8 protein-coding genes are annotated in these 12,694 nt (G+C 66.2%); 3 read left to right on the forward strand and 5 right to left on the reverse strand.

Translation table 11 applies throughout. The features are described 5' to 3' along the window. Nucleotides 1-3: 3 nt before the first annotated feature. Complete coding sequence (locus ABDJ85_RS14695; RefSeq protein WP_347705538.1) at nucleotides 4-1,965, reverse strand: methyl-accepting chemotaxis protein; 1,962 nt, start codon at nucleotides 1,963-1,965, stop codon at nucleotides 4-6. 238 nt (nucleotides 1,966-2,203) lie between these two features. Here ABDJ85_RS14695 and hppD point away from each other — a divergent pair, with 238 nt between their 5' ends. From hppD to fahA, 3 genes are read left to right on the forward strand one after another with little or no spacing between them, the layout of a single operon-like run. Next, complete coding sequence (gene hppD / locus ABDJ85_RS14700) at nucleotides 2,204-3,301, forward strand: 4-hydroxyphenylpyruvate dioxygenase (RefSeq protein ID WP_347705539.1); 1,098 nt, start codon at nucleotides 2,204-2,206, stop codon at nucleotides 3,299-3,301. Then, nucleotides 3,298-3,834 (forward strand): VOC family protein, encoded by a 537-nt coding sequence (locus tag ABDJ85_RS14705; protein ID WP_347705540.1) that lies wholly within the window; start codon nucleotides 3,298-3,300, stop codon nucleotides 3,832-3,834. Before hppD ends, ABDJ85_RS14705 begins: the two co-directional genes overlap by 4 nt. Continuing rightward, nucleotides 3,831-5,102, forward strand: a complete 1,272-nt coding sequence (fahA, locus tag ABDJ85_RS14710; RefSeq protein WP_347705541.1) for a fumarylacetoacetase — start codon at nucleotides 3,831-3,833, stop codon at nucleotides 5,100-5,102. Before ABDJ85_RS14705 ends, fahA begins: the two co-directional genes overlap by 4 nt. Nucleotides 5,103-5,129: 27 nt before the next feature. Here the strand turns inward: fahA and ABDJ85_RS14715 are convergent, their stop codons facing one another. The 4 genes from ABDJ85_RS14715 to aceE all read right to left on the reverse strand — a co-directional run bounded on the left by ABDJ85_RS14715 (nucleotide 5,130) and on the right by aceE (nucleotide 12,609). After that, complete coding sequence (locus ABDJ85_RS14715) at nucleotides 5,130-6,200, reverse strand: endo-1,4-beta-xylanase (RefSeq protein WP_347705542.1); 1,071 nt, start codon at nucleotides 6,198-6,200, stop codon at nucleotides 5,130-5,132. Nucleotides 6,201-6,414: 214 nt separating this feature from the next. Beyond that, on the reverse strand, nucleotides 6,415-8,214 hold the full coding sequence (gene lpdA, locus ABDJ85_RS14720) for a dihydrolipoyl dehydrogenase (protein WP_347705543.1): 1,800 nt from the start codon (nucleotides 8,212-8,214) through the stop codon (nucleotides 6,415-6,417). Nucleotides 8,215-8,229: 15 nt separating this feature from the next. Beyond that, the gene (aceF, locus tag ABDJ85_RS14725) at nucleotides 8,230-9,879 is read right to left on the reverse strand and encodes a dihydrolipoyllysine-residue acetyltransferase (RefSeq protein WP_347705544.1); all 1,650 of its coding nucleotides are present in this window, start codon (nucleotides 9,877-9,879) and stop codon (nucleotides 8,230-8,232) included. A gap of 18 nt (nucleotides 9,880-9,897) precedes the next feature. Then, nucleotides 9,898-12,609 (reverse strand): pyruvate dehydrogenase (acetyl-transferring), homodimeric type, encoded by a 2,712-nt coding sequence (aceE, locus tag ABDJ85_RS14730; protein WP_347705545.1) that lies wholly within the window; start codon nucleotides 12,607-12,609, stop codon nucleotides 9,898-9,900. Nucleotides 12,610-12,694: the final 85 nt, after the last annotated feature.

Here is a 12,694-nt window from a genome sequence, read left to right on the forward strand (position 1 = left end):
GAGTCAAGGCAGCCTGAAGACGTCGACCGAGACGACCAGCCGCTGCGCACGCTCCTGCATCGCCTCGGACGCAGCCGCTGTCTGCTCGACAAGCGCAGCGTTCTGTTGGGTCATCTGATCCAGCTCCTGGATGGACCTGGAAATCTGCCTGACCCCATCCGTCTGCTCATTCGCACCGGTCGAGATCTCCTGCAAGAGCCCGCCCACCTTCTCGGTGCTGGCGACGATCTCATTCATGGTGCTACCTGCAGCCCCGACGATGCGGCTGCCCACCTCGACCCGCTCGGTGCTGGCCACGATCAGGGACTTGATCTCGCGGGCGGCGCTGGCCGAGCGCCCGGCCAGGGCGCGCACTTCGGACGCCACCACCGCGAAACCTCGACCATGCTCGCCCGCGCGCGCCGCTTCGACAGCGGCGTTGAGCGCCAGGATGTTGGTCTGGAAGGCGATGCTGTCGATGACGCCGATGATTTCGCCGATGCGATGGCTGGAGGCCCGGATCTCATCCATGGTCTGCACCACCTGGCCAATCACCTCGCCACCGCGCCGCGCCAGCCCCACATTGCCCGACGCGAGTTGCGACGCCTGTTGCGAGCCCTCGCTGGTACTGGCCACTCGCGCGCCGATCTGCTCCATGGCGGAGGCCGTCTGCTCCAGATTGGCCGCTGACTGCTCGGTCCGCCGTGACAGGTCCACCGTGCCGGACGCCACCTCCACGGCTGAATCGATGATCTGATGCGAGGCCTCACGCACCTGGGCCACGGTGTCGCGCAGGGAATGCTGCATCTCGGCCAGCGAGCGCAGCAGCACCGCCGTTTCGTCCCGACCCTTGACGGTGATGGTTCGCGACAGATCGCCGTTCGCCATCTCGTACATCAGCACCACCAGCGTCTGGTTGCCACTGCTGACGGCACGATAGAAGCAATAGAAGAAGTAGCCGCCGGCCAAGCCCAGCAGCAGGACCAGGCTGACCGCGCCTGCGATGCCGGTGCGCAGGCGGGCATCTCGCTGCGCGAGCAAGCCGTCCAGCGCCTCGGCCACCCGGCCTTGCAACTGCAGCAGGTCCTGCAGCGCGGTTGTGCCTTCACGCACCACAGCGTCTGCGCCTTGCGCGCCGGGGCCGCCAACGATGGTCGCCTCGGCCGTCTTCCTGAAAGCTGCCGTGCTCTGCAGGGCGTCTTTGAGTTTCAACTGCTTCAGGTCGGGGTTGAACTCGACAGCGCGCTCGAAGCTGCGCTCGATCCGCGCGACGACGGCTTGGCCTCCGGCCAGGGATGCCGCTGCCGGCGCCACGGTGGCTGGTGAGATGCCATCAAGAGCCAGCGTGGCCAGCGCCGCTCGCGTCTGCCCCAAGGACTCCATCAAGTCGGGCATGTCGACCATGGCGATCAGCATCACGTAGTAGCTGTCGCCCTCAGGATCCAGGGCCAGGCCACTCAGGCCGACGATGTGCTCGACAACGCCAGCAAGCTCGGCATTGAGCGTCACCAGCGGCTGACGCTGCTCGGCGGCCGGGACCTTGGGGTCCATCGCCTTGGCGGCCTCACGCGCAGCCCGCAGGCGAGCGATGTGCTGATCAGCCTTGCCGCCGAAGTGCGCCTGCTCCCGCCGGAGGGTCGCCAAGGCAGCCTCGTAGCGCTTGTCGAAATCGCCGCGCAGCTGTTCCAGGTCCGGCCTGTCCTTGCCGTTGGCCCGGTCCACCATCGCGCGACGCAGGAGCTGCGTGGCATGCATCGCAGGCACCACCGCCTGCACCACGGCAACGCCGCGTCGCTCATTGCGGGTCCCTTCGAGCGCACTCAGCCTGTCACGCAGGAAGAGGGTCATCAACAGCAGCAGCGGTGCCACCAGCAGCACCAGCACGACCGCCGCCTTGCCGGGAAACATCATCTTGCGGAACCACTCCACCCCGGGGCGCAGCCATACGGGGGTGGCGGTCGGCAACTCTGGCGCCGTCTGCTTCATGGCGACCTGCTCAGCTAGAGATGAAACCAGCACTCTAGAGGCGCCCGCCTGCGCGCGCCCGCGCGTCCCGCCCGCCGCAGGCCAAACCCGGGAATACGAAACACAAACCCGGTTTCTAGGCACGCCGCCCCCCCAGAAGGCCTCGCTCATGGGGTCCCAAGCCAAGCACGCACAGCCCGCCCTCGCAGGCATAAAGTGCCACGGCGCGCAGCTGGCCGCGACGACCGGAGACCTTCCCATGGCTGACCTCTTCGAGAACCCGATGGGCCTGTGCGGATTCGAGTTCGTCGAGTTCGCCGCGCCCACCGCCGGCGTGGTTGAACCGCTGTTCGAGCGCATGGGCTTCACGCTCGTGGCCCGCCACCGCTCCAAGGACGTGGTGCTCTATCGCCAGGGCGACATCAACTTCATCGTCAACCGCGAGAAGCACAGCCCGGCCTGGTACTTCGCCGCCGAACACGGCCCGAGCGCCTGCGCGATGGCCTTCCGGGTGCGGGACTCGCACAAGGCCTACCAGCGCGCGCTGGAGCTTGGCGCCCAGCCCATCGAGATCGCCACCGGCGTGATGGAGCTGCGCCTGCCGGCCATCAAGGGCATCGGCGGCGCGCCGCTCTACCTGATCGACCGCTTCGAGGACGGCCGCAGCATCTACGACATCGACTTCGAGTGGCTGCCCGGCGTGCCGCGCCACCCGGTGGGCCACGGCTTCAAAGTCATCGACCACCTGACGCACAACGTCTACAAGGGGCGCATGGCCTTCTGGGGCAGCTTCTACGAGCGCATCTTCAACTTCCGCGAGATCCGCTACTTCGACATCCAGGGCGAGTACACCGGCCTCACCAGCCGCGCGCTGACCGCCCCCGATGGCCTGATCCGCATCCCGCTCAACGAGGAGTCGGGCAAGGCCGGCGGCGGCCAGATCGAGGAGTACCTGATGCAGTTCAACGGCGAGGGCATCCAGCACATCGCGCTGCTCACCGACGACCTGCTGGCTAGCGTCGATGCACTGCAGATGGCCGGCATCCCGCTGCTGACGGCACCCAACGACATCTACTACGAGATGCTCGCCGAGCGCTTGCCCGGCCACGGCGAACCGGTGGAGGCCCTGAAGGCGCGCGGCATCCTGCTTGATGGCAGCACCACCGGCGGAGACAAGCGCCTGCTGCTGCAGATCTTCAGCCAGCCGGCACTCGGGCCCGTGTTCTTCGAGTTCATCCAGCGCAAGAACGACCAAGGCTTTGGCGAGGGCAACTTCAAGGCCTTGTTCGAGAGCCTGGAACGCGACCAGTTGCGCCGCGGGTCCCTGGGGGCCACGTCGTCGAAGGAGCCGGCATGAAAATCCAGCGCATCCATCACGTCGCCTACCGCTGCCGCTCGGCCAAAGAAACGGTGGACTGGTACATCAAGCACCTGAACATGGACTTCGTGCTCGCCATCGCCGAAGACCAGGTGCCCTCGACCAAGGCCACCGACCCCTACATGCACGTGTTCCTCGATGCCGGCAACGGCAATGTGCTGGCCTTCTTTGAACTGCCGAACTCGCCGCCCATGGGCCGCGACCCCAACACGCCCGAGTGGGTGCAGCACATCGCCTTCAAGGTCGACAGCTTGGCCACGCTCGAAGCCACCCGGCAACGGCTGATGGCAGCCGGCATCGAGGTCATCGGCCCCACCGACCACACGATCTTCCAGAGCATCTATTTCTTCGACCCCAACGGCCACCGCCTGGAGCTGGCCTGCGACACCGCCACTGCCGACATGAACGAGAAGCTCGACGCCGTGAAGTGGGCGATGCTGGAGGAATGGGACCGCACGCGCCGGGCGCCCAAACACGCGGCCTGGATGCACGAGAAGGCGCTCAAGGCATGAGCTGCGCCCTGGACGCCACGCACGACCCGGCGCTCACGAGCTGGGTCGAATCGGCCAATGCGCCGGACGCCGACTTCCCCATCCAGAACCTGCCGCTGGGCCGCTTCCGCCGCCCGGGCGACAGCGCCTGGCGGCTCGCCACGGCCATCGGCGGCCAGGTGCTGGACCTGCAGGCGGCTGGCTTCGTCGGTCACGCCGACATGAGCCTGCTGCTCCAACAGCCCGCAGAGCGGCAGGCCCTGCGCGCCGCGCTCTCAGCCGCGCTGGCCGCAGGCAGCCCCGAGCGCACTCGCCTGGCGCCCTGCCTGCACGCACAAAGCGAGGTCGAACTCGGCCTGCCCTGCGACACGCGCGACTACACGGACTTTTACGTCGGCATCCACCACGCCACTGCCGTCGGCAAGCTGTTCCGCCCCGACAACCCGCTGCTGCCCAACTACCGCTGGGTGCCCATCGGCTACCACGGCCGCGCCTCGACGCTGATTGCCAGCGGCGAGCCGGTCTACCGCCCGCAAGGCCAGGTGATGGCGCCGGGCGCGGCGCGGCCTGAGCTGCGTGCCACGCAGCGGCTGGACATCGAGCTGGAGCTGGGCGTCATCGTCGGCCAGCCCAACCTGCGCGGTCAGGCCGTGCGGCTGGGCGAAGCCGAGGCCCACATTGCCGGCCTGACGCTGCTCAACGACTGGAGTGCCCGCGACATCCAGCCCTGGGAGTACCAACCGCTCGGGCCTTTTCTATCGAAGAACTTCGCCACCACGCTCAGCCCCTGGATCGTCACGCTCGAAGCCCTGGCGCCCTTCCGCCGTGCCCTGCAGCGGCCCGCCGAGGACCCACCCTCGCTGGACTACCTCGACAGCGACGCCAACCGCCAACGCGGGGCCTTCGACATCACCCTGGAAGCCTGGATCGACACGCCGGCCATGCGCGCTGCCGGCGCGCCTATGCACTGCCTGGCACGGTCGAACTTTGCCAACGCGGCCTACTGGACCATCGCCCAGCTGGTCACGCACCACACCGTCAACGGCTGCGCGCTGGCCGCTGGCGATGTGCTGGGCACCGGCACGCTCTCTGGGCCGCAGCCCGACCAAGCCGGTTCGCTGCTGGAGCTGACGCAAGGCGGGCAGCAGCCCATCACGCTGCCGAGCGGCGAGACGCGCACCTTTCTGCAGGATGGCGACCGCATCACGCTGCGCGCTCACGCGAGCGCGCCGGGCGCTCGGCGCATCGGCTTTGGCGCCTGCGTGGGCACGGTGGTCGAGCGCTGCTGAGAGCGCTGTACCGGCTGTCGTTCTGAACTACAGCGCCAGCACCCGCTGGTAAGCGTCCTTGGGTTGGTGCTTGCGATCAAACAGCAAGGGATAGGCCGTCCGGCCTCGAATGGGGAAACCATTCAGCCAGGAAGCGTCGTCGCTGACGCCCCACAGGGTCACGCGGTCGATCTTGTCCTTGTGCTTGATGAAGAGCTTGAACAGCTCCTCATAGCGGCTGCTGAGCTTGTCGTTCATCTCCTGGGTCAAGCCGTCCTTGAACGGGTCGCGCTCGGGCCTGTACTCAAAGCGGGTGGAAATCTCGGCCACAGGCAAGTTCCACACTTGGGGCAGCACGTCGACGTCGAGCTCGGTGAAGTGCACGCGCAAACCCAACTCGGCAAAGGCGAGGATGCTCTGCTCGATGTCGGCAATGCTGGGCCCATCGACGGCCACGTGCGCCTGGATACCCAGGCCATGCACCGGCACGCCGCGCTTCTTCAGCCGCTTCAGCATCTCCACACAGGCTTCACGCTTGCCTGGTCGCTCGATGTTGTAGTCGTTGTACATGAGGTGCGCCTTGGGATCGACTTCGTGCGCGAGGTGGAAGGTTCGGTCGATGAACTCCTCTCCCAAGACATTGAAGTAGTGGCTCTTGCGCATCTGGTTGTCATCACCGATCGCCTCGTTGACGGCATCCCACGCCTGCAGCTTGCCCTTGTAGCGGCCCACGATGGTGGTGATGTGTTCCTCCATCTTCTTGATCAGCTCGGCGGGCTTGACGTACTCGCCGCTTCGGTCCTTGAAAACGGACTGCGGAATCTGGCTGTGCCAAGCGAGCGTGTGGCCGACGGCGTGCAAGTTGTTCTGGAGCGCGAAGTTCATGAAGTGGTCGGCTGCCTCCCACTTCCAACCTCCGTCTGCCGTTCTCACCGAGCCCCACTTCATGTCGTTCTCAGAGGTCACGGAACTGAAATCACGCTTGATGATTTCGGTGATGTCCGGGTGCTTGCCACTCGCGATCGCGGTGTTGATGGCGGCACCGATCAGGAAGCGGTCTTTGTAGGCCTCCTTCAATCCCGTTCGTTCAGCGGCAGCGGCCATGGCGGTGAACTTCATCTGGCCTGCAAATGCAGCCGCCAAACCGGAGCCGACGACAAACTTTCTTCTGCTGGAGTGCATTTCGATGGCTTTCTGCTGTTGAACTGATCGAGCATTGACAGGGTCAAGCGGGGCGCATTTTGCGTGAGCGCTCGCGGGCCTGGCCCGCCAAGGGGCAAGCGCACAAACGAAAACGGGGCCAAAGGCCCCGTTGCAGTTGGCTGCGCCAGCTTCAGCGCTTCTTGACCGGCGGCACGTCCGTGCAGGAGCCGTGTGCCACTTCCGCTGCCATGCCGATGCTTTCGCCCAGCGTGGGGTGGGGGTGGATGGTCTTGCCGATGTCCACGGCGTCGGCGCCCATCTCGATGGCCAGGGCGATTTCGCCAATCATGTCGCCGGCATGCGTGCCGACGATGCCGCCGCCGATGACGCGGTGGCCGCCCTCAGGACTGGCGTCGAAGATCAGCTTGGTGAAGCCCTCGTCGCGCGTGTTGGCGATGGCACGGCCCGAGGCCGTCCAGGGGAACAGGCCCTTCTCGATCTTGAGGCCGCGCGCCTTGGCGTCGTCCTCGGTCACGCCCACCCAGGCCACTTCGGGGTCGGTGTAGGCGACGCTCGGGATGACGCGGGCGTTGAAGGCGCTCTTGGCGAGCTTGGCATCGCCCAGCAGTTCACCGGCAATCACCTCGGCCGCCACATGGGCCTCGTGCACGGCCTTGTGGGCCAGCATGGGTTGGCCGACGAGGTCGCCAATCGCAAACACGCTGGGCACATTGGTGCGCATCTGGATGTCGACGGGCACGAAGCCACGGTCGGTGACCGCGACGCCTGCCTTGTCGGCGCCGATCTTCTTGCCATTGGGCGTGCGGCCCACAGCTTGCAAGACAAGGTCGTAGCGCTGGGGTTCGGTCGGGGCGCCCTCGCCTTCGAACTTGACCCAGATGCCATCGGGTTTGGCCTCGGCCGACACCGTCTTGGTGTTCAGCATGATGCGGTCGAAGCGCGGGGCGTTCATCTTCTGCCAGACCTTGACGAGGTCGCGGTCGGCGCCGGTCATCAGGGTGGGCAGCATCTCGACGACGTCGAGGCGCGCGCCGAGGGTGGAGTACACCGTGCCCATTTCGAGGCCGATGATGCCGCCGCCGACGATGAGCATCTTCTCGGGCTTGGAGGCCAGGCCGAGCGCGCCGGTCGAGTCAACGATGCGGTCGTCCTGCGGCAGGAAGGGCAGGCGCACGGCCTGCGAGCCGGCCGCGAGGATGATGCGCTTGAAGGCCAGCGTCTGCGTGGCGCCGGTCTTGGCTTGGGCTTCACCCTCGGTCAGCTCGACCTGCAGATGCTGCGGGTCCAGCAGCGTGCCGTAGCCGCGCACCACGGTCACCTTGCGCATCTTGGCCATCGCCGCGAGGCCGCCGGTGAGCTTGCCCACCACCTTGGCCTTGTGGGCGCGCAGCTTGTCGAGGTCCACCACCGGCGCGCCAAAGGCCACGCCGAGATCGGCCAGGTGGCTGGCTTCGTCCATCACCGCCGCGACGTGCAGCAAGGCCTTGGTGGGGATGCAACCGACGTTCAGGCAGACGCCGCCGAGCGTCGAGTAGCGCTCGACGAGGGCAACCTTGAGCCCGAGGTCGGCCGCGCGGAAGGCGGCCGAATAGCCGCCGGGACCGCCGCCCAAAACGACGACGTCGTACTCGGCATCGGAGCTGCCGCTGTACTGGGCGGCCGGGGCTGCAACCGCGACTGGAGCGGCCGCAGGAGCAGCAGCCACCGGTGCAGGCGCAGGTGCCGCCGCTTCGGCCGACTCCAGCGACAGGATCACCGAGCCCTTGGCGACCTTGTCGCCCAGCTTGACGCGCAGTTCCTTGACCACGCCGGCGTGGCTCGACGGGATCTCCATCGAGGCCTTGTCGCTTTCGACGGTGATCAGGCTCTGCTCGGCCTTGACGCTGTCGCCTGCCTTGACGAGCACTTCGATGACGCCGACTTCGTCGAAGTCGCCGATGTCGGGAACTTGAACTTCAATGAGTGCCATGAGTTCAGCCCCCGATCACAGCGCGATGCGGCGGAAGTCCGCCAACAAAGACGCGAAGTAGACGTTGAAGCGCGCAGCTGCAGCACCGTCGATCACGCGGTGGTCCCAGCTCAAGCTGAGCGGCAGGATCAAGCGCGGTTGGAAGGCCTTGCCGTCCCAGACGGGCTCGGTCGAGCTCTTGCAAACGCCCATGATGGCGACTTCGGGCGCGTTGATGATCGGCGTGAAGTACTTGCCGCCAATGCCGCCCAAGCTGGAGATCGAGAAGCAGCCGCCGCTCATGTCGGCCGGGCCCAGCTTGCCGTCGCGCGCCTTCTTGGCCAGCTCCGACATTTCCTGACTGATCTGGAAGATGCCCTTCTTGTCGGCGTCCTTGATGACGGGCACGACGAGGCCGTTCGGCGTGTCTGCTGCGAAGCCAATGTGGAAGTAGTTCTTCATCACCAGCGTGTCACCGTCGAGCGAGCTGTTGAACTCGGGGAACTTCTTGAGCGCGGCGACAGCGGCCTTGATCATGAAGGCGAGCATCGTGACCTTGATGCCCGACTTCTCGTTCTCCTTGTTGAGCTGAACGCGGAAGGCTTCGAGCTCGGTGATGTCCGCATCGTCATGGTTGGTGACGTGGGGAATGACGACCCAGTTGCGGTGCAGGTTGGCGCCAGAGATCTTCTTGATCCGACCCATCTCCTTGCGCTCGACGGGGCCGAACTTCTCGAAGTCCACCTTGGGCCAGGGCAGCAGGCCGGGGAAGGCACCGCCGCCACCGGCAGCCGCTGCAGGCGCTGCGGCCTTTTGGGCGGCCGTCTGCACGGCGCCGCTCATCACGGCCTTGACGAAGCCTTGCACGTCGGCCTCGGTGATGCGGCCCTTGAGGCCGGAACCCTTGACCTCGGCCAACGGCACGCCCAACTCACGCGCCAGCTTGCGGATGCTGGGCGAAGCGTGCGGCAGATTGGCCTGGGGGGCGGTGGGTTCGTGGGCGGGCACGGCGGCAGCAGCGGGGGCAGCGGCCACCGGTGCTGCAGCGGCGGGAGCTGGGGCTGCTGCTGCCGGAGCGGCAGCTGCAACAGCGACAGGAGCCGCAGCCCCCGCCACCAACACACGCGCCAGCGGCGAGCCCTTGGCAACCTTGTCGCCGACCTTGACCAGCAGCTCTTCCACCACGCCAGCGTGGCTGGACGGAATCTCCATCGAGGCCTTGTCGCTCTCGACGGTGATCAGGCTCTGTTCGAGCTTGACGGTGTCGCCGGCCTTGACGAAGAGCTCGATCACGGCGACTTCGTCGAAGTCGCCAATGTCCGGCACCACCACGACGACCGACGAGGCAGCGGCAGGGGCAACAGGGGCAGCGGCCGCAACAGGTGCGGCGACAGGCGCAGCAGCGGGAGCGGGTGCTGCCACCGGAACCGGCGCGGGCGCTGCAAGCTCGGCGCTCTCGATCAGCAGCAGCAAGCTGCCTTCGCTGATCTTGTCGCCCACGGCGACCTTGAGTTCCTTGATCACGCCGGCGTGGCTGGACGGGATCTCCATCGAGGCCTTGTCGCTCTCGACGGTGACCAGGCTTTGCTCGGCCTTGACCGTATCACCCACCTTGACCAACAGCTCGATGACCGCCACCTCGGCAAAGTCGCCGATGTCCGGAACCTTCACTTCAATCAGTGCCATTGCTTGTCTCCGGTGCGCTTAGGCGTAGAGCGGGTTGATCTTGTCGGCCTTGATGCCGTACTTGGCAATGGCCTCAGCCACCTTCTCGACACCGATCGCGCCTTCGTCAGCCAGGGCCTTGAGGGCGGCCACGACGATGTAGTGGCGGTTGACCTCGAAGTGCTCGCGCAGCTTGCTGCGGAAGTCGCTGCGGCCAAAGCCGTCGGTGCCCAGCACCTTGTAGCTGCGGCCACGCGGGACGAACGCGCGGATCTGCTCGGCGTAGTTCTTCATGTAATCGGTCGAGGCGATGACCGGGCCCTTGGTGTGGCTGAGCTGCTGGGTCACGAAGGGCACGCAGGCCAGCTCGGTGGGGTGCAGCAGGTTCCAGCGCTCGGCGTTCTGGCCGTCGCGGGCCAGCTCGTTGAAGCTGGGGCATGACCAGACGTGGGCGCCGATGCCCCAGTCTTGCTCCAGCAGCTGCTTGGCGGCCTGGCTCTCGCGCAGGATGGTGCCGGAGCCCAGCAGGTTCACGGCGAGGCCCTTGGAGGCGTCAGCCTCTTCAAGCAGGTACATGCCCTTGAGGATCTGCTCCTCGGTGCCGGCCTTGAGGCCCGGCATCGGGTAGTTCTCGTTCAAGAGGGTGATGTAGTAGAAGACGTTTTCCTGGTCTTCGACCATGCGCTTCAAGCCGCGCTGCATGATGACCGCCACTTCGTGCGCGAAGGTCGGGTCGTAGCTGACGCAGTTGGGGATGGTGCCGGCCAGGATGTGGCTGTGGCCGTCTTCGTGCTGCAGGCCTTCGCCGTTCAGCGTGGTGCGGCCCGAGGTGCCGCCGAGCAGGAAGCCGCGGGCTTGCATGTCGCCCGCCGCCCAGGCCAGGTCACCGATGCGCTGGAAGCCGAACATCGAGTAGTAGACGTAGAACGGGATCATGATCCGGTTGTTCGTCGAATAGCTCGTGGCAGCGCAAATCCAGCTGGCCATGCCGCCGGCTTCGTTGATGCCTTCCTGCAGGATCTGGCCCGACTTGTCCTCGCGGTAGTACATCACCTGGTCCTTGTCGACCGGGGTGTAGAGCTGGCCCTTGGGGTTGTAGATACCGATCTGGCGGAACAGGCCTTCCATGCCGAAGGTGCGCGCCTCGTCAACGAGGATGGGCACCACGCGGGGGCCAATTTCCTTGTCGCGCAGCAGCTGGGTCAGGAAGCGGACGTAGGCCTGCGTGGTCGAGATCTCGCGGCCTTCGGCCGTGGGGTCGAGCACGGCCTGGAAGGTGCTCAGCTCCGGCGTCTTGAAGTGCTCGTCGGCCTTGGTGCGGCGGTGCGGCAGGTAGCCACCCAGGGCCTTGCGGCGCTCGTGCAGGTAGCGCATCTCCGGCGTGTCGTCGGCCGGCTTGTAGTACGGGATCTTGGGCAGCTCGCTGTCGGGGATGGGGATGTTGAAGCGGTCGCGGATGTAGCGGATGTCGTCGTCGCTGAGCTTCTTGGTCTGGTGGACGGTGTTCTTGCCCTCACCGGCCTTGCCCATGCCGTAGCCCTTGACCGTCTTGATCAGCAGCAGGGTCGGTTGGCCGGTGCTGTTGTTGTGGGCGGCGTGGAAGGCGGCGTAGACCTTCTCGGGCTCGTGACCACCGCGGCGCAGGTCGAAGATCTCGTCGTCGCTCATGTGCTCGACGAGCTTGGCGGTCTCGGGGTACTTGCCGAAGAAGTTCTTGCGGATGAAGGCGCCGTCGTTGGCCTTCATGGCCTGGTAGTCGCCGTCCAGGGTTTCCATCATCAGCTGCTTGAGCTTGCCGGACTTGTCGCGCGCCAGCAGCTCGTCCCAGCCCTTGCCCCAGATCAGCTTGATGACGGCCCAGCCGCTGCCGCGGAACTCGCCTTCGAGCTCTTGAATGATCTTGCCGTTGCCGCGCACCGGGCCATCAAGGCGCTGCAGATTGCAGTTGATGACGAAGACCAGGTTGTCGAGGCCCTCGCGCGCGGCCAGGCCGATGGCTCCGAGCGACTCGGGCTCGTCCATCTCGCCGTCGCCCATGAAGGCCCAGACCTTGCGGTTCTCGGTGTTGGCGATGCCACGGGCGTGCAGGTACTTGAGGAAGCGCGCCTGGTAGATGGCCATCAAGGGGCCGAGGCCCATGGACACCGTCGGGAACTGCCAGAAGTCCGGCATCAGCTTGGGGTGCGGGTAGCTGGACAGGCCATTGCCGTCCACCTCCTGGCGGAAGCTGTCGAGCTGGGCTTCGCTCAGCCGGCCTTCCAGGTAGGCGCGGGCGTAGACGCCGGGGGCGCTGTGGCCCTGGATGTAGATGCAGTCGCCACCGTGGCCTTCGCTCTCGGCGTGCCAGAAGTGGTTGAAGCCGGCGCCCAGCATGGAGGCCAGCGAGGCAAAGGAGCCGATGTGGCCACCCAGGTCGCCGCCGTCAGCCGGGTTCAGCCGGTTGGCGCGCACGACCATGGCCATGGCGTTCCAGCGCATGTAGGCGCGCAGGCGCTTTTCGATCTGGATATTGCCGGGGCAGCGGGCCTCGTGGCTGGGCTCGATGGTGTTGACGTAACCCGTGGTGGCCGAGAAGGGCAGGTCGATGCTGTGCTGGCGGGCATGCTCCAGCATCTCCTCGATCAGGAAGTGCGCACGCTCGGCACCTTCACGGTCGATGACGGCCGACAGCGCGTCCAGCCATTCTTTGGTTTCCTGCGGATCAGCGTCGTTCGGTGTGGCGCCTAGAACGGTCTGGGGCTGGGCGGACATCGGGGTCTCCTGGTTTGTCTCCAAAACGGCCGCAGTTCCTCCCGGCTGTTCCGGGTGGACCGCGTGTGCGGGCGCAGTGTCTCAC

This window comes from Roseateles paludis (assembly GCF_039872745.1).
Lineage (GTDB): Bacteria > Pseudomonadota > Gammaproteobacteria > Burkholderiales > Burkholderiaceae_C > Pelomonas > Pelomonas paludis.